This window comes from Stutzerimonas azotifigens DSM 17556 (assembly GCF_000425625.1).
In the GTDB taxonomy this organism is placed as follows: domain Bacteria; phylum Pseudomonadota; class Gammaproteobacteria; order Pseudomonadales; family Pseudomonadaceae; genus Stutzerimonas; species Stutzerimonas azotifigens.
Map to the genome: position 1 here is coordinate 75662 of NZ_KE384417.1, position 16639 is coordinate 92300.

The 16639-nt window shown below is 69.0% G+C and carries 15 protein-coding genes; 1 reads left to right on the forward strand and 14 read right to left on the reverse strand.

The annotated features are described in order from the left end of the window. Positions 1-18: 18 nt before the first annotated feature. The 7 genes from H610_RS0119605 to H610_RS0119635 are packed head-to-tail and all read right to left on the reverse strand — an operon-like array spanning position 19 to position 6439. Positions 19-723 (reverse strand): ABC transporter ATP-binding protein, encoded by a 705-nt coding sequence (locus H610_RS0119605; RefSeq protein ID WP_028241243.1) that lies wholly within the window; start codon positions 721-723, stop codon positions 19-21. After that, a complete protein-coding gene (locus H610_RS0119610; protein WP_043239119.1) occupies positions 710-1528 on the reverse strand; it encodes an ABC transporter ATP-binding protein in 819 nt (272 codons plus the stop codon). Before H610_RS0119610 ends, H610_RS0119605 begins: the two co-directional genes overlap by 14 nt. Next, a complete protein-coding gene (locus tag H610_RS0119615; RefSeq protein WP_028241245.1) occupies positions 1525-2568 on the reverse strand; it encodes a branched-chain amino acid ABC transporter permease in 1044 nt (347 codons plus the stop codon). The genes H610_RS0119610 and H610_RS0119615 overlap by 4 nt, the downstream gene beginning before the upstream one ends. 3 nt (positions 2569-2571) lie before the next feature. After that, complete coding sequence (locus H610_RS0119620; RefSeq protein ID WP_028241246.1) at positions 2572-3444, reverse strand: branched-chain amino acid ABC transporter permease; 873 nt, start codon at positions 3442-3444, stop codon at positions 2572-2574. Positions 3445-3501: 57 nt separating this feature from the next. Beyond that, on the reverse strand, positions 3502-4656 hold the full coding sequence (locus H610_RS0119625) for an ABC transporter substrate-binding protein (RefSeq protein ID WP_028241247.1): 1155 nt from the start codon (positions 4654-4656) through the stop codon (positions 3502-3504). Positions 4657-4706: 50 nt separating this feature from the next. Further along, complete coding sequence (locus tag H610_RS0119630; RefSeq protein WP_161630486.1) at positions 4707-5675, reverse strand: isopenicillin N synthase family dioxygenase; 969 nt, start codon at positions 5673-5675, stop codon at positions 4707-4709. Between the two features lie 8 nt (positions 5676-5683). After that, positions 5684-6439: an SDR family NAD(P)-dependent oxidoreductase gene (locus tag H610_RS0119635; protein WP_028241249.1), complete on the reverse strand. Its 756-nt coding sequence runs from the start codon at positions 6437-6439 to the stop codon at positions 5684-5686. Between the two features lie 586 nt (positions 6440-7025). Between H610_RS0119635 and H610_RS0119640 the strand changes: the two genes are divergently transcribed. Next, entirely contained in the window at positions 7026-7532 is a 507-nt protein-coding gene (locus tag H610_RS0119640; RefSeq protein WP_028241250.1) for a MarR family winged helix-turn-helix transcriptional regulator, read from the forward strand. A 485-nt stretch (positions 7533-8017) separates the two neighbouring features. Here the strand turns inward: H610_RS0119640 and H610_RS0119645 are convergent, their stop codons facing one another. From H610_RS0119645 to H610_RS0119675, 7 genes are read right to left on the reverse strand one after another with little or no spacing between them, the layout of a single operon-like run. Next, on the reverse strand, positions 8018-9211 hold the full coding sequence (locus H610_RS0119645) for an amidase (RefSeq protein ID WP_028241251.1): 1194 nt from the start codon (positions 9209-9211) through the stop codon (positions 8018-8020). Beyond that, positions 9208-10773 (reverse strand): oxalurate catabolism protein HpxZ, encoded by a 1566-nt coding sequence (gene hpxZ / locus H610_RS24250; RefSeq protein ID WP_201768383.1) that lies wholly within the window; start codon positions 10771-10773, stop codon positions 9208-9210. The genes H610_RS0119645 and hpxZ overlap by 4 nt, the downstream gene beginning before the upstream one ends. Then, positions 10770-11471: an SRPBCC family protein gene (locus H610_RS0119655; RefSeq protein ID WP_028241252.1), complete on the reverse strand. Its 702-nt coding sequence runs from the start codon at positions 11469-11471 to the stop codon at positions 10770-10772. The genes hpxZ and H610_RS0119655 overlap by 4 nt, the downstream gene beginning before the upstream one ends. Positions 11472-11491: 20 nt before the next feature. After that, positions 11492-11971, reverse strand: a complete 480-nt coding sequence (locus H610_RS0119660; protein WP_028241253.1) for a (2Fe-2S)-binding protein — start codon at positions 11969-11971, stop codon at positions 11492-11494. Next, complete coding sequence (locus tag H610_RS0119665) at positions 11968-12798, reverse strand: FAD binding domain-containing protein (RefSeq protein ID WP_028241254.1); 831 nt, start codon at positions 12796-12798, stop codon at positions 11968-11970. Before H610_RS0119665 ends, H610_RS0119660 begins: the two co-directional genes overlap by 4 nt. Beyond that, positions 12795-15185 carry a xanthine dehydrogenase family protein molybdopterin-binding subunit gene (locus tag H610_RS0119670; protein ID WP_028241255.1) on the reverse strand — a complete coding sequence of 797 codons (2391 nt, stop codon included), beginning with the start codon at positions 15183-15185 and terminating at the stop codon, positions 12795-12797. The genes H610_RS0119665 and H610_RS0119670 overlap by 4 nt, the downstream gene beginning before the upstream one ends. Positions 15186-15201: 16 nt before the next feature. Continuing rightward, complete coding sequence (locus H610_RS0119675; protein ID WP_028241256.1) at positions 15202-16467, reverse strand: amidohydrolase/deacetylase family metallohydrolase; 1266 nt, start codon at positions 16465-16467, stop codon at positions 15202-15204. Between the last annotated feature and the right edge of the window lie 172 nt (positions 16468-16639).

Below are 16639 nucleotides of genomic sequence, written 5' to 3' on the forward strand. Positions count from 1 at the left end.
TCCACGCAGCCTACCCGTTCAGCCACCGAGGTAGGCCTTGCGGATGTCCGGGTTCTCGCGCATCTCCTGCGCGCTGCCCTGCAGCACTACGTTGCCGGTTTCCAGCAGGTAGGAGCGGTCGCACAGTTCCAGCGCGGCGTAGGCGTTCTGCTCGACCATGAGCACCGTGGTGCCGCCGGCGCGGATCTCCGTCACAAGCTCGAACACCTGCTCGACGAAGTTCGGCGCCAGCCCCAGCGAGGGCTCGTCGAACATGATCAGCCTGGGCCGCGACATCAGCGCGCGGGCGATCGCCAGCATCTGCTGCTCGCCGCCGGAGAGCGTGCCGGCCGGTTGCGCGGTGCGCTCGCGCAGCCGCGGAAAACGGTCGAACATGCGCTCGACGTCGTCGCGGATGGCCTGGCGGTCCTTGCGCCGGTAGGCGCCCATCTCCAGGTTCTCGCGCACGCTGAGATGCGGAAACACTCGCCGCCCTTCCGGGCAGTGGGCGATGCCGCGCTCGATGATGTGCTGCGGCTTGCCGTTGGTGATGGGTGCGCCCTCGAAGGTGATGCGCCCGGAAACCACCGGCTCGAGACCGCTGATCGCCCGCAGCGTGCTGGATTTGCCCGCGCCGTTGGAGCCGATGAGGGTGACGAACTCGCCCTCCTCCACCTGCAGCGAGACCTTGTCGACCGCGACGGTCGCACCGTAGTGCACGGTGACGTCTTCAAGCTTTAGCACTTTTCAATCCTGATCCGAGGTAGGCGCGGATGACGTCCGGGTTGTTCTGGATGGCCTGCGGGCCGCCATCGGCGATGCGATGTCCCTGGTTGAGCACCACGATGTAGTCGGAGATCGACATGACCATCTGCATGTCGTGTTCCACCAGCAGGATGGTCACGCCGGTGTCGGCGACCTTGCGGATCATGTCCTTGAACTCGTCGGTCTCCGAGGGGTTCAGGCCGGCGGCCGGTTCGTCCAGCAGCAGCAGCCTGGGCTGCGCCGCCAGGGCGATGCCGACGCCCAGCAGGCGCTGGTCGCCGTAGGACAGGTTGGCCGCCAGGTCGTCCGCGCGGCGGGTCAGGCCGACGAACTCGAGCATCTCCCGGGTGCGCTCGCGCAGCGCCGCCTCTTCGCGGCGGAACGACGGCAGCCGCAGGATCGAGGCCGCCAGGCTGGCGCTGCCCTGCATGTGGAAGGCCGTCTGGATGTTCTCGAACACCGTGCAGTTGCCGAACACGCTGGTGCGCTGGAAGCTGCGCACCAGGCCGCGGGCGGCGATCTGTTCGGGCGGCAGGCCGGTGATGTCCTCGCCCTGGAAGCTCACCGTCCCGGAGGTCGGGCGCATGTAGCCGGAGATCACGTTGAAGGCGGTGGTCTTGCCGGCGCCGTTCGGCCCGATCAGGCTGACGATCTGCCCCGGATGAACCTCCAGGCTCACCTCGCTGAGCGCCACCAGGCCGGAAATCTTCATGGTCACGCCGGACAGGGCGAGCAGCGGCGCGCCCGGTCGGGGCTGCGCCATGGGCTGAAGCTGGGCACTCATGCGTTGGCTCCTCGTGCCTTGGCCGGGGCGGCCGCGGTTTTCTCCCGGGCCAGGCGCGCGCGCAGGCGCCGGACCAGCCCGTTGAACGTCGGGACGATGCCCTTGGGCATGAACAGCAGGAGCAGCACCATCAGCGCGCCGTAGAGCATCCACTGCACCTCGGGCGCCACCACGCCGCGCAGCAGCTCCGGCAGCAGGCCGAAGATGATGCCGCCGATCACCGGGCCGGCCAGCGTGCCTTTGCCGCCGGCGATGACCATGATCACCATGGTGATGGTGTAGATGAACATGAACACTTCCGGGTCGATGATGCGCACCGTGTGGGCGTAGAGCCCGCCGGCGGCGCCGGCGATGCCGGCCGAGATCACCGAGAAGACGATCAGGTAGCGGGTCACCGGGATGCCGATCGACTTGGCCAGCGTCTCGTTCTCGCGCAGGGCGATGGCCGCGCGGCCGAAGCGGCTGAGCACCAGCCGGGCGACGATCAGGTAGGCCAGCACGTTGGCCGCCAGCACCAGCCAGTAAGTGGCGGACTTGCTGACCAGCTTGATCACCCCCTCGCCGGGAATCCACAGTGTCAGCGCCGGGATGGAGACCAGCGCCATCGGGCCCTCGGTGAGGTCCACCCAGTTCAGCGCGACCATGCGCATGACCTGCGCGAAGCAGATGGTGACGATTACGAAATAGGCGCCGCGCACGCGGAACGCCAGCTTGCCGATCAGCCAGCCGAAAGCGGCGGCGACCAGGATGCCGCTGACGAAGGCGACCCAGACCGGCTTGGGATCGACCACCAGCAGGTAGCCGAACAGGCTGACGTCGAAACCCAGCGACAGCAGCGCGCTGGTGTAGGCGCCGATGCCGAAGAAGGCCGCGTGGCCGAGGCTGAGCTGGCCGGTGAAGCCGAGCAGCACGTTCAGGCTGATGGCCGCGACGATCATGATGCCGGCGGCGGAAACCACCGACAGCATGTAGGGGTCGGGCCAGAGCACCGGCAGCAGGGCCAGCAGGGCGACCACGACGAAGAAGACGATCTTGTTCATGCGTTAACCCACTCGCTCCTTGATGGCGAACAGCCCCTGCGGGCGGATGACCATCACGATGAGAATCGCCAGGAAGCCCAGGGCATCGCGGTAGGCGGTCGAGATGTAGCCGGAGCCGAATTCCTCGATGGCCGCCAGGGCGAAGCCGCCCAGCGCCGCGCCGGGAATGTTGCCCAGGCCGCCGAGGATGACGATGGCGAAGGCCTTCAGGCTGGCCAGGTCGCCCATGGTCGGCGCGACCACGAACACCGGCGCCAGCAACGCCCCGGTGACCGCGGCCATGCAGGAACCGAGGGCGAAGGTGAGCGTGTAGATGCTGCCGACGTTGACGCCGACGATCTTCGCTGCGTCGCGATCCTGGAAGGTGGCGCGCATCGCCAGGCCGAGCCTCGAGCGCTCGATGATCAGGTAGAAGGCGATCAGCAGCACCACGGCGGCGCAGAACACGAACAGCCGGGTGGGCGACAGGTAGATGCCGCCAATGGTGATCGATTCCTGCGCGAAGGGCGTCGGCACCACCTTGGCCACGCCGCCCCAGAGCAGCAGCTCGGCGTTCTGCATGATGATCATCAAGCCGATCATGATCAGCATGACCTCATCGATGTTCTCCAGCTTGCAGCGGCGCAGCAGCAGGAATTCGATGGCCGCGCCCAGCAGCAGCCCGAGCATGCCGGCCAGCAGGACCGAGCCGAAGTAGTTGAGCCCGAGCAGGGACACCAGCGCGTAGGACACGTACGCCCCGAAGGCGTAGAGCTCGCCGTGGGCGAAGTTCACCACCCGCATGATGCCGAAAATCAGAGTGAGTCCGATGCCGAGCAGCGCGTAGGTCGAGCCGAGCACCAGGGCATTCACGATGTGCTGAAGGAACTGATCCAAAATCTTCTCCTAACCACCGGACGGGCGCGGCCTGCCGGCGCCCGTCCGGGTCGGGTTTTACAATGCCGAGACTTCGCCGTCTTTCAGCTGAACGATGTAGATGTTCGGTTTGTTCTGCCCGCTTTCCTTGCCTTCCGGCCCTTCCTGGTGGAATGCGATGTCGCCGTTGACGCCCTTGACCTGGACCTTCCACAGCGCATCGCGGATGGCTTCGGGCTCGGCCTTGCCGGCGAGACGGATCGCCTCGGCGATGGTCAGGATGCCGTCGAAGCCGCGGAAACCTTCGGTCAGGCCCGGGAACGGATAGCCCTTTTCGTTCCAGGCATCCATGTAGGCCTTGGCCAGCTCGGGATTGGCCGCCTGCTGTTCGGCGGTCCAGGGCGAGAAGAACAGCAGGTGGGTGGTCACGTAGCCCTTCGGGCCGGGGTTCTTCACCAGCGGCTCGGGGAAGGAGCCGCCGGTGGTGATGATGCGCTGCTTGATGCCCTGCTCGGCGGCCTGGCGGATCGCCAGGGTCAGCTGCTCGACGCCGGAGGTGACGATCACCGTGTCGCTGCCGGAATTTTTGATCGCCGCCAGCTGCGCCGACAGGTCGGTGGCGTCCGGCGCCATGGTCTCGGAGCGGCCCACTTCGATGCCCTTCGCCTCGAACACCGCCTTGAACTCGGTGGCCGCGCCCAGGCCCCAGTCGTTGTTCACCGAGAGGAAGTCGACCTTCTTGATCGCCGGCTGGAACGCCGACAGCTGCTCGGCGAACGCCTGCGCCTCCATCTTCGAGGTCGGGCTGATGCGGAACACCCAGGGGTTGCCGGAGGTGGTCACCTTGGACGAGGACGCCGTCTCGACCACCATGGGCACGCCGTATTCCTCGAGCTTCGGCATGGTGGCGAGGGTGAAGGTGGAACCCCAGGCGCCCATCATCACCGGCACCTTGTTGCTGAGGATCAGCTTCTCGGCGGAGTTGACCGCCTCGCGCGGGTTCGACTTGTTGTCCTCGACCACCAGCTCGATCTGCTTTCCGAGCACGCCGCCGTTGGCGTTGAGGTAGTCGGCGGCCAGGCGCGCGCCGTTGGTCACGTAGGTGCCGGCTGCGGCGACCGAGCCGGTCAGCGGTTGCGACACGCCGATCTTGATGGTGTCCTCGGCATGGGCCTGAGACGCGAACAACGCGCCCGAAGCCAATACGGCCAGTAGCTTTTTACGGTTGCACATGGGGCTCTCCCGGCATTTCTCGTCGTTGTGGTAAGTGGGTGCTGCGTGGATCAAACACGGGTCTGTCGGTACTTCAGCTCGCGGTACTCCCCGGAACCCACCGGGGGGTACTTCGCCTGCCCCTCGGGTGCCAGGCACTCGATGCGGGTGTCGTAGTTCGGGTGGTGGAAGAAGGCGATCGACAACCGCGGCCGAGCCGCCTCCTCGGCGGGCGGGTTGACCACGCGGTGGGTGTTGGAGACCCAGCGGTCGTTGGTCCAGCGCATCAAGAGGTCGCCGATGTTGACGACGAAGGTGTCGGGCTCGGTCTCGACGTCGATCCAGTCGCCGGCGCGGGTCTGCACCTGCAGGCCGCCGCTGGCGTTCTCGCTGTTGAGGATGGTCAGCAGGCCGTAGTCGGTGTGCGCGCCGGCGCGCAGCTGCCCCGCAACGGGCGCGGCGGTCTGCGCCGGGTAGTGGTTGATGCGCATCGCGGTGATGTGGCGGTCGATCTTGTCGCGGAAGAACCGCTCGTCGAGCCCCAGCCCGAGCGCGGCCAGCTCCATCATCTGCTCGGTCAGCCGCTCCAGCGCCAGGTAGTAGGTCTGCGCCGTCTCGCGCCAGCCGGCCGGGTGCTCCGGCCAGACGTTGGGAATGAAATAGCGCGGCCCCTCGCCTTCGGTGTAGTACGGCGTCGACGGCCAGGACTCGCGGCCGAAGTGGTAGTACTCCTTGATGTCCGGCGGCGTCTCCAGGGCATTGCCGAACGACAGCGCCTCGAAGCCGAGCCCGCGGTAACCGCGCGGGATCTTCACGTCCTTCGGCGCGACCTGCTGCTTGATCTCGAACGGCTGGTCGAAGAAGGCGTAGGACTGCGCACGCAGGGTCTCGATCAGGTTCAGATCAACACCGTGGCCCTTGACGGTGAAGAAGCCGATCTGCCGACAGGTGTCGTCGATCTGCCGGCCGACGCGCAGCCGCTCGGCGGGGTCGCCGGCCAGCGCCGCCTGCAGATCGATCACGGGAATGGAAGCGCTCATGGTCATCCTCAGTGGTAGTAGGCGCCGCCGTCGACGACCAGCGTCTGCCCGGTGATGAAGCCCGCATCGGGGCCGGCGAAGAAGGCCACCGCGCCCACCAGGTCTTCCGGGTACATGTCGCGGGGCAGCACGCGGCCCTTCAGCGAGGGGCCCTTGACCCCGGCCACCAATGTCGGGTTGGCGTCGACGCCGTCGCTGAGGGTGAAACCGGGCGCCACGGAATTGACCAGCACGTTGTGTGGGCCCAGCTCGGTGGCCAGCGCCCGGGTCAGGGAAATCACCGCGCCCTTGCTCGCCACGTAGTGGGCCATCAGCGGGTTGCCCTTGAAGGCCACCCCGGAGGAGATGTTGACGATCCGTCCGCCGCCGGCACGTCTGAAGGCGCCGGTAGCGGCCTGGCAGCAGAGGAACAGCCCGATGACGTTGACGTCCAGCACCTGCCGCCAGTCCTGCACGGTCAGCTGCTCGAAGGGCGTCGGCGTCAGGGTCGAGTAGATGCCGGCGTTGTTCACCAGCACGTCGAGCCGGCCGAAGCGGGACTCGGCCGCCTGGACCATCTCGGCGACCTGCTGCTCGTCGGTGACGTCCACCTGCACGCCGATCGCCTCCAGCCCGCGGCCCGTCAGCGCGGCCGCGCTCTCGGCAGCGCCGCGGCGATCGCCGATGACCACCCTGGCACCCTTCTCGGCCAGATGCGCGGCGATGGCGAAGCCGATGCCCTGCGCACCGCCGGTAACGATGGCCACCTGGCCTTCCATGCTCATTGACGACCTCCAAAGTGCTTGCGCCGAGGGCTGAATGCGGTGTCGTCTGAAGCCGAAAAACCCAGCTTCGGACCACCGTTCCGAATGCCTTCGAGCAGAGCAACTCCTATGCCATCCTCCAGTGCGCTCCCAAAGCCACACGCTAATCAATTGATAAATAAGTACATTTTCTAAATCATAAAACGTGGTGCACCACGCATTGATCTAGATCAGCTTCGTCATCGGCCTCTGGTGCTATAAGCCGTGCACGCTGGCGGGCAGCGCTTCGAGCCCCGCGCACCAGCATGCAGCAAACAAAGGGGCATACCTCTGAACTGGCGTAGACGCCATCCGTCCGGCAGGGCCGCAAGAGAGGGAACGAGCTCGACGACGGGCCGCGCCGCAGCCGGCGCGGTCAAGCCGGGCCTGAGCGGCACATCCGGATTGGCCGGACACTTGCAGGGCAGGCTCATGCAAGCCCCCGTTCGGACATCCGGCACCTGCATGGATCGGCGACACGCCACCTTTGGCCATACAATCGGGCCGTAGCCATGCAGTCGCGCCGACCCCATCCAGCAACGGGCATGTCACCCTGACGGCGAGAGTTATGAACAGTCCCGAGATCATCGATACCAAGGTTCAACTGGAGGCAGCCTACGGCCGCTCCGCCCTGCTCACCCGCCCCGGCTTCCTGATCCGCCGGTTGCACCAGATCCACTGTGCGCTGTTCCTGCACGAGACCCGCGAGTTCAACATCACCCCGGTGCAGTACAGCCTGATGACCGCGCTCAACACGCACGGCGAGATGGACCAGATCACCCTGGCCCTGGAGATCGGGCTGGAGCGCACCAGCGTCGCCGAGGTGATCCCGCGGCTGGAAAGCCGCGAACTGCTGCAGCGTCGGCAGAGCACCGAAGACCGCCGCGTCAAGCTGGTGAAGCTGACGCGCAAGGGCAAGTACCTGATCAAGAAGATGGACGCCGCCGTCGCCCGCGCGCACGAACGCACCATCGAGCACATCCCCGCCGAGCAGCGCGACCTGTTCCTGCTGCAGCTGATCAAGCTGGTGGAAGCCAACAACGATTGCGGCACCGTGCCGTTCCGGCTGGCCTGAATCTTTTCAGGCGCGGCGCCTCGCTCCCACAGACCCCGCCTTTCCGTGGGTCTTGACCGCGATTCTTTGCTCCGGCATCGCCAAACGCCTGCCACACCAGATCGCAAGCAGAGCTTGCTCCTACAGTCCTGTGCCAGACCTTTTGGCCACGCCGCGCCTTCCCCTCTCCCTCCGGGAGAAGGTGGCCCGCAGGACCGGATGAGGGAGGCCTTGCACAGGCGCCCTCGCCCCGGGCCTCTCCCGAGGGGAGAGGGGATGGTTCGGTGTCGGTTGATGGCGCCGTGCAGGCCCGTTCGCGGCCGAGACCACACAAAACCGGTGTACGCGACGCCAGGGGACGAGTTCGGGTGGATGTCGTACTTCGCCGCTCACCCGAACTCCATCCCGGTGTAGGAGCACGCTCTGCGTGCGACCCAGCCGGCAAATGCTGTCGAGGGCACTCTTTCCTGCGGGGCGGAAGCCGTTGGGCTTCGGCGCCGCGACCCTCAGCCCCGGAACCGTCCGTGCAGGGCGCGCAGGGTGTGCAGGACCAGCTCGTCCGCGTGACGCGGGCCGAGCACTGACAGGCCGACCGGCCCGCCGTCGATGGAGGTCCAGGGCATCACCGCCTGCGGCAGTCCGGCGAGGCCGGCCATGCACAGCAGGGCCTGGGAGCGCGCGCGGGTGTCGTCGACTTCGGCAGCGTCGGCGCTCAGCCGCGGGGCCGGGCCGGGGACCGGTGGCAGCAGAAGCAGGCCGTCGGCACCGAGCAAGGCGCCCAGCCGGATCTGCGCGTCGCGCCGCACCTGCGCGGCCGCGGCGACCGCCGCCGGTTCGATGGCCATGGCCATGGCGAAGCGTGCGGCGACGTCGGCGCCGAACTGCGGGGCCCGCTCGCGTACCCAGGGCCCGTGCAGATGGCCGATCTCGCCCGCCTGCAGGGTGCGGAAGGCCTGCGCCCAGTGCTGCAGCGGCAGGCTGCCGGCGACGAGCGATTGGTACTCCAGCCCACTGTCGGCCAGCGCCCGCTCGAAGCGCTCGCGCACCGCCGGGTCGAGCTGCGCCAGCACGTCGGCACTGACCAGCAGGCGCCCGGCGGGCTGCTCGACGCCGAGCGAGGTGTGCGCCAGGGCTTCCAGCGCCCGGCCCAGGGTCTCGCCGTCACGCGCCAGCCAGCCGACGGTATCGAAGCTCTGCGCCAGGGTGAAGCAGCCCTCGGTGGCGATGCGTCCGTGCGTCGGGCGCAGCCCCCAGATGCCGCAGTAGCTGGCCGGCAGGCGGATCGAGCCGCCGCAGTCGGTGCCCAGCGCCAGGTCGGCGTGGTCGGCCGCGACCGCCACCGCCGAGCCGGACGAGGAGCCGCCCGGCAGGCGGTCCGGCGCGCTCGGGTTGACCGGCGTGCCGTAGTGGCGGTTGATGCCGGCCAGGCTGTAGGTCAGCTCATCGGTGACCGTCTTGCCAACCCAGACGGCGCCGGCCGCCAGCAGGCCGCGCACCGCCGCCGCGCTGCGCCGCGCAGGAATCTGTTCGCCCAGCCAACGTGGGTTGCCGGCGCCGCAGGTGAGGCCGGCGACCTCGAAGACGTCCTTGACCGCCAGCCGCGGCCAGCCCGACGCCGCGCGGGCGTCCGCCGGTGCGGCGCCGAAGCCGTCGCGCACGAAGGCGCCGTGGTATCCCGGTTGCAGCAGCTCGCTGGTCATATGTCCATCCAGCTGACATGGGCGGCGACCACCTGCCAGCGCCCGTCCAGCCTGGCCCAGGTCTGCGTCTGGCGACCCGGGCGGGGCTCGCCGTCGCGCTCGAAAACGATGCTGGCGGCGCCGAAGTCGGTGCCGAACACCGTCACCGAGCGCTCCACCACCGTGCGCGCCAGGTTCAGTGGCGAGCGCCCGGCGCGGAACTGGCGAATCGCCTCGTAGCCCTGGAGATTTTCCTTGGCGCCGTAGCGCACGGTGCGCGCGTCGTTCCAGAACAGCTCGTCGAGCACCGCGACGGTGTTGCCGGTCAGGGCGCGCTCGTAGCGATCGAAGGCGGCTTCCAGCTCGGCCAGCGCCTGCGGATCGTCGATGGGCCGCACCGGCGCCACCGCGGCGGCGAAGAAGGAAGAGTCCAGCGTATGCACGCCGCGCCCGAGCAACCCCTCGACACCGGCGGCGTCGAGCATGGCGATGGCGATGCTCGGCGGCGCCGGGTCTTCGGCGGCGAGGCGCGCATCCAGGCCGGTGCGCAGCCCGAGTTCGGCGAAGCGCGGATGACTGCCGGCCATCCAGCGTGCCTGCCCGGCCGCCGGATCGGCCAGCCAGTCGCGCATCGGCTCGGCGACGGCGCGGGCCAACCCCCAGGCCTGGGCGCCGAAGCCGGCGGCATCGATCACGCCGCTGTCGCCAAGCAGTGGCGCGGTCGCGGCGCTGCCCGGCTTCATCCGCGGTCCCTGCGGGATGCCCGCGTCTGTGTAGATCCAGCGTTGCGGCCGCCCGGCCAGGCGCATGCCGGCCTGCTGGCCATTGCCCGCCAGGGCCACCACCAGGCTGCAGTCAGGGTCCGCGTCGCGCGCCGCGGCGCCGAGCATCAGCTGGCAGGCCGCCATCCACAGGGTGAGGAAGAACAGCGGCGTGTCGCGCAGGATCTGCAGCACCTCCGGCGCCTGCGCCAGCTCGGCCGCCAGCGCCTCGCACAGCGCCGCGTTGGCCTGGGTGGTCTGCGCATGCAGGTCGTCCCCGCCGCGCAGGCCGGCTTCGGCCAGCGCCAGCAGATCGATGGCGCGCTTGCGCGTGGCGGCGTGCAGCGCCGGTGCCAGCAGCGCTTCGCGGCGGGCCAGGCGCTCGAGGATCTGCGGATCGCGCGAACCGAATCGAAGCTGCGGGCCGATCCCGCTGCCCAGCAGCGACCAGCTGCGCCCTTCGCCGGCGGCGTCGCGCACCTCGACCAGCGAGGTCTTCGGCGAGATGACCGCGGCCAACGGCGCTACCACGCCGAAGTCCTGGGCCGGGCGCAGCCTCACCCGGCCATCCTCGATCATCGCCTGGGCCTCCTGCTCGCTGCTCGCCCAGCCTTCGTAGAGGCAGCACAGCACCGCCGAGGACAGGATGGGCGCGCTCGGCCGGCAGGGGTCGCGAAACGGCGGGCCGGCATGCAGCAGGGTGAAGTCCGGCAGGTTCACGGCCGTGCCGGCCGCCTGCACGCCGCACCACTCGGGACGCACCGCGCCGATGCGCGCCAGTGCGGCCGCATTGGCCGCGGCCACGCGATCGATCGCGCTCATTGGTGCTTTTCCTTGAGGCCGAACAGCCGGCGAATGCGGTTGAGCAGCACCACCCAGAACAGGTTGCCCAGGTCCAGCGGCGCCTGCTCGCCGGCCTTGGCGGCGGGTGCGGGTTTGGCAGGCCTCGGCTCGGCTTCGCGCGCGGCTTCGGCGGACACCGGAACGGCGGGCGCGCCTTCGGCGGCCTGCAGCGGATCGGACAGGATCGGCGCGGGCGTCTCCGTCGCGTCCGCGACCTCCACCGCATGCTGGGCTTCCAGCCGGGCCTTGAGGTTGTCGGCGAAGGCCTCGGTCAGCCGCGTGGCCAGTTCGCGCACGATGCCGCCGCGGGAGAACTGCGCCAGCGAGCCGGTGATCGCGTAGTCCACCGTGACGTCGACCCGGGTCGCCGAATCGCCTTCGGGCACCAGCACGAAACGCGCCTCGCCCTTGACCCGGGAACCGCTCTTGCGGTCGCTGCCCTGGCCGCTGACCACGCCGCTCCTGGCTTCGTGGTCCAGCTGCATCTGGCCCTGGCCCTTGAAGGCCGCGACGATCGGCCCGAGCTTGACGCTCATCGCCACCGCCAGCTGGTCGCCCTGCGGAGGCTCGGTGAGCGAGGCCCCGGGCAGGCATCCGACGATGCCCTCGACGTCCTGGAAGCTCTCCCAGACCTTCTCGCGAGGAAAGGGGACGCTGAAGCTTTGTTCGATTTCCACTACGACTTCCTCGATAGGGTTCAGGCGACGGCCAGGTTGCGGCGCTCGTCAAGCACGCGGGAGATGGCCCTGACCAGCCCGACATAGCCGGTGCAGCGGCAGAGATTGCCGGACAGCTCCTGGCGGATGCGTTCTTCGTCGGCGTCCGGCAGGCGCGTGACGATGTCGCGTGCGGTCGCCAGCATGCCCGGCGTGCAGTAGCCGCACTGCAGCGCGTGCTCGGCGCTGAAGGCGGCGCGCAGCTGGGTCATCACCGGGTCGTGGTCGAAGTCCTCGATGCTGCGCACCTCGGCGCCTTCGCAGGCCACCGCGTAGACGATGCACGAGCGCGTCGGCACGCCGTCGACCATCAGCGTGCAGGCGCCGCAGACGCCCTGTTCGCAGCCGATGTTGGTACCGGTGAGCAGGCGCTGCTCGCGCAGGAAGTCGGCCAGGTGCGTGCGCGGTTCCACCAGCGCGCTGACCGCCTTGCCGTTGACCGTGAGGTTCACTTGTTTCATTGCTGCGCTCCGTTGGGGCGGGACAGGCGCTCCGCGGCGCGCCGCAGCGCCACCCGGTGGACCTGGTATTCGTAGCTTCCCGGGACCAGCCCGGCGGCCTGCAGCGCGGACGCGGCGGCCGGGTCGGACCAGCCGTCGATCAGCGCCGAGGCGTCCTCGATGACGTAGGGCGCACCGTCCACCGCGCCGACGATGGCGCGGCGCACGCCGCTCTCGGGGTCGTCGACGAAGGCGGCGATGGCCTCGGCGAACTCGCCGGTCTTGCGGTTGAACTTGTAGTAGCTCCAGCGCGCCGCGGGGCCGAGCCGGCGCACGCGCACGGCCTTGATGATCTCGTCCTCGGCCAGCACGGTGGTGAAGGCGCCGAGCATGAACTCGCCGGCCCGCACGCTGCGCTCGCCGTCCGGGCCGGCGAGGATCAGTTCGGCGTCGAGCAGCGCCATGACGTTGACCCAGTCGGCCGCCGGGTCGGCATGCGCCAGGCTGCCGCCGAGGGTGCCGCGGTTGCGCACCGCGCGATAGGCGATGCGCCCGGCGACATGCGGCATCAGCCCGAGGCTCGGGTCGGGGACCTTGCCGTCCTCGATGGCGGCGTGCGTCACGCCGGCGCCGAAGAGCACGGCGGCGCCTTCGTCACGGCACTCGCGCAGCTCGCCGAGAAAGCGCAGGTCGACCAGTTGCGTCGGCTGCGCCAGGCGCAGGTTCATCATCGGGCCGAGCGACTGGCTGCCCGCCACCGCCTTGCCCATGCCGTCGCTCTCGCGCAGCAGTGCCACGGCTTCGGCGACGGTCGCCGGGCCGTGATAATCGAATGCGGCCGCCTTCATACGAACGCCTCCTCGGGTTGGGCGCGGGCGGCCGTGGCCGCTTCGCTCCGGGCCAGCGCCTCCAGCACCGCGCGCGGCGACAGCGGCATGCGGCTGACTTCGGCGCCCAGCGGCTTCAAGGCGTCATTCACCGCGCTGGCGAGCGCCGCCGCGGAGCCGATGGCGCCGCTTTCGCCGATGCCCTTCTGGCCGAATTCGGTGTAGGGCGCCGGCGATTCCATGTGTTCGATGCGGATCGACGGCACCTCGGTGGCGCCCGGCAGGATGTAGTCCGCCAGGGTCGAGGCCAGCGGCTGGCCTTCCTCGCTATAGGCCATCTCCTCGTAGAGCGCGGTGCCGATGCCCTGGGCGGTGCCGCCGTAGACCTGGCCGTCGACCACCATCGGGTTGATCAGCACGCCGCCGTCCTCGACGATCGCGTAGTCGAGGATCTCGGTCTTGCCCAGCTCCGGGTCGACCGCCACCACCACCGCGTGGCAGGCGTAGCTGAAGGCCCCGCTGTCGCGCTGCGCCTGGTAGGTGGTGTGCACTTCCAGGCCGCCGACGTGCACGTCGACCGGCAGGCGCTGCGGTTGCAGGTACCAGATCCTGGTCAGTTCGGCTAGTTCGAAGCGGCCGCTGGTGCCGGCCACCCCGCCCTCCTCCCAGCGCACGGCATCCAGCGGCTCGCCCAGCAGCCAGGCGCCGACGTGCAGCAGGCGCTCGCGCAGCTCCTTGCAGCCCCGGCCCACCGCGCTGCCGGCCATGACGATCGAGCGCGAGCCCCAGGTGCCGGTGGAATACGGCGTGGTGCCGGTGTCGCCGAGCACCACGCGCACGCGCTGCGGGTCGATGCCGAGCACCTCGTTGGCGATCTGCGCCAAGGTGGTCTCCATGCTCTGGCCATGCGAATGCACGCCGGCGCGCACTTCCAGGATGCCGTCGGGCGTCAGCCGCAGGCCCGCCGGCTCGCGCCCCGGGACCATGGGGATGCCCCAGCCGTGGTAGACCGAGGTGCCGTGGGCGCTCTGCTCGCAGAACACCGCCAGGCCGAAGCCGATCAGCCGGCCGTCGGCCTCGCCCCGCCGCTGGCGCTCGCGCACCGCCGGCAGGTCGATGGCGCGGACGGCGCGACGCACCGCCTCGGGGTAGTCGCCGCTGTCGAAGTGCTTGTGGGTGATGTTGTCGTAGGGCATTTCCTGCGGCAGCACCAGGTTGCGCAGGCGCACCTCGTAGGGTTCGAGCCCGGCCTCCGCGGCCACCGCGTCCATGATCGTCTCGATGGCGTAGCACACGCCGGTGCGCGCCACGCCGCGGTACGGCAGGATCGGCGGCTTGTTGGTCGCCACCGACCAGGTGCGGCAACGGTAGCGCTCCATCTTGTACGGCCCGGGAAGGATGCTCGCCACCTGCGCCGCTTCCAGGCAGGCCGAGAAGGGATAGGAGGAATAGGCGCCGGAATCGACGTGCGCCTCGCAGTCCACCGCCAGCAGGCGGCCGTCGCGATCGGCGTAGGCGTGGATGTCGTAGTGGTGCTCGCGGCAGTTGGTGTTGGCCACCAGCTGTTCGCGGCGGTCCTCGATCCAGCGCACCGGATGGCCCAGGTGCATGGCCAGCCAGGCCACGCAGACCTCTTCAGGCAGCAGGATGCCCTTGTAGCCGAAGCCGCCGCCGACGTCGGGGGAGATCACCCGCACGCTGCCCTCGTCCAGCCCGAGGCATTCGGCCAGGCCGGTGCGGTTGATGTGCGGCATCTGCGCCGAGGTGTAGACCACCAGCTGGGCGAGGCGCTTGTCCCAGTAGGCGACCACGCCGCGGCCTTCCATCGGCGCCATGCTCTGGCGCGCGGTGCGCAGGCGGCGGTGCACGTGGATCGCGGCGCGCGCCTTGATGTCTTCCAGGTCGGCGTCGATGTGGGTTTCCAGGAACACGTTGTCGCCCCAGTGCTCGTGGAGCAGTGCCGCGCCCGGTTCGCGGCCGGCGAGCATGTCGACCACCGCCGGCAGCTCGTCGAAGTCGACGTAGGTCTCGCCGGCCAGGTCCTCGGCCTCGGCGCGGGTGTCGGCGATGCACATGGCGATCATCTCGCCGACGTGGCGCACCTTCTCGCGGGCCAGCACCGGCTGTTCGGACCTCTTGAAGCCCGGCAGGCCGGAGGCGGCGAGGATCGGCCTGACGCCGGCCAGGTCGTCGATGGTATAGACGTCGCCCTCGCGCCCGGCCGGCTTCTCGATCTCGAGGATGCGGCCGTGGGCCACCGGGCTGCGCACGAAGGCCAGGTCACGCATGCCGGCCAGGCGGATGTTGCCGACGTAGTTGCCCTGCCCGCGGAGGAAGCGGTCGTCCTCCTTGCGGGTGAGCGACGCGCCTATGCCCTTGCGGGACGAACGGTCTGAAGCAGTTGTCATGGGAAGTTCTCGTCGTTCAGGCGACCTTGGGTACCGGCAGGATCGGCGCGGTGGCGTCGAAACGCTTGCCGGCGCGCAGGCAGAACAGCGGCTGCAGCATCCGCTCGGCGATGACTTCGGTGCCTTCGTTGTCGCGCAGCAGCCAGCGCCCGGTCTCGTCGGAGAGCACCGAGATGTCCGCCTCGCGGCCGACGCCGAGGGTGCCGAGCTGGTCGCTCATGCCCAGCAGCCTGGCGGCGTTGCTGGTGGCCATCGGCACCACCTGTTCCAGCTTCAGGCCCAGCGCCATCAGGCTGACCATGGCCGAGACCAGGCTGAAGCGCGAGGTGCCGGCGAACAGGTGTTCCTCGTCCGGATGCTCGTCGGGGGTGCCCGCCGGGGCCGGCACCGAAGTGTTGTAGCCGTGCATGTCGGAGCCGAGGGTGTCCGGCACCACGCCGGCCTCGAGCACCTTGGCGGCCATCTTGTAGCTGAAGTGCGAGCCGTGGCCGACGTCGACCTTGAGTCCCTTGGCCACCGCCTCCTTGACCAGCCGGTGCAGTTCGCCGCTCTGCTCGACGAAGCCGCCGGGGTGGCGGCTGAAGGGGTGGGCCAGCACGTCGCCGGGCTTCAGCAGGTCGACCACCTGGGTCAGGATGCTGTCCGGATCGACCGGCCGGCCGCCGGTTTCCGGGGTCGGCCAGAGCTGGCCGAAGTGGATGTACACCGGCAGTTCGGTCAGCTCGCCGATGCGCGCGGCCTTCTTCATCACGTCCACGCCCCAGCGCGCGAAGCCGCCGAGTTCGGCGTGCGCCTTGATGCCCTTGACGATGTCGCGGTTGGCCCGCGCGGACTTGACGGTGGCGTCTACGTCGGCGCATTCGGGGCGGTACAGCTCCGGGTAGAAGTGCCCTTCCAGGCCACCAACCAAGTAGGCGGAAAGGAACGCCAGCACGCGGCTCTCGGCCGGCTCGGCGACATAGTGGCGGAAGCCCGGCAGGGTCATGCAGCTGGCGCCGCCCTGGTCGACCAGGGTGGTGACGCCCGAGTGCACGCCGCACATGTCCGGGTTGAGGCCGAAGCGGCCGGTCACGTACTGGTAGACGTGGCTGTGGGTGTCGATCAACCCCGGCAGCACCAGGCGCCCGCTGCAGTCGATGATCTCGGCGCCTTCCGCCGCCGGGGTGCCGGCGACCTCGCCGACCGCTGCAATGCGTCCGTCCTTGACCAGGACGTCCCTGATGCCGTCGATACCATTGGCAGGATCGATGACCCTCCCCCCTTTGAGCAAGGTAGTTTGCATGGCGCATTCCAGAGTGCGTTTGAAGTACCCCAAACAAAAGCAATGCCTATGCCATCGAAAACCGCAAATGACGCTCAAAAACATATAACACATTGATTTATATCATAAAAAATAATGCGCGATACCCCATAAGAATTACGTGGTACACCACGGTAATTGCTCAGGCACGGTA

Bases quoted from the DNA above. Each gene is read 5' to 3' on its own strand.
- H610_RS0119670 (WP_028241255.1), bottom strand. From the start codon at position 15,185: ATGACAACTGCTTCAGACCGTTCGTCCCGCAAGGGCATAGGCGCGTCG.
- H610_RS0119635 (WP_028241249.1), bottom strand. From the start codon at position 6,439: ATGAGCATGGAAGGCCAGGTGGCCATCGTTACCGGCGGTGCGCAGGGC.
- H610_RS0119640 (WP_028241250.1), top strand. From the start codon at position 7,026: ATGAACAGTCCCGAGATCATCGATACCAAGGTTCAACTGGAGGCAGCC.
- H610_RS0119625 (WP_028241247.1), bottom strand. From the start codon at position 4,656: ATGTGCAACCGTAAAAAGCTACTGGCCGTATTGGCTTCGGGCGCGTTG.
- H610_RS0119645 (WP_028241251.1), bottom strand. From the start codon at position 9,211: ATGACCAGCGAGCTGCTGCAACCGGGATACCACGGCGCCTTCGTGCGC.
- H610_RS0119615 (WP_028241245.1), bottom strand. From the start codon at position 2,568: ATGAACAAGATCGTCTTCTTCGTCGTGGTCGCCCTGCTGGCCCTGCTG.
- H610_RS0119630 (WP_161630486.1), bottom strand. From the start codon at position 5,675: ATGAGCGCTTCCATTCCCGTGATCGATCTGCAGGCGGCGCTGGCCGGC.
- H610_RS0119660 (WP_028241253.1), bottom strand. From the start codon at position 11,971: ATGAAACAAGTGAACCTCACGGTCAACGGCAAGGCGGTCAGCGCGCTG.
- H610_RS0119665 (WP_028241254.1), bottom strand. From the start codon at position 12,798: ATGAAGGCGGCCGCATTCGATTATCACGGCCCGGCGACCGTCGCCGAA.
- H610_RS0119675 (WP_028241256.1), bottom strand. From the start codon at position 16,467: ATGCAAACTACCTTGCTCAAAGGGGGGAGGGTCATCGATCCTGCCAAT.
- H610_RS0119610 (WP_043239119.1), bottom strand. From the start codon at position 1,528: ATGAGTGCCCAGCTTCAGCCCATGGCGCAGCCCCGACCGGGCGCGCCG.
- hpxZ (WP_201768383.1), bottom strand. From the start codon at position 10,773: ATGAGCGCGATCGATCGCGTGGCCGCGGCCAATGCGGCCGCACTGGCG.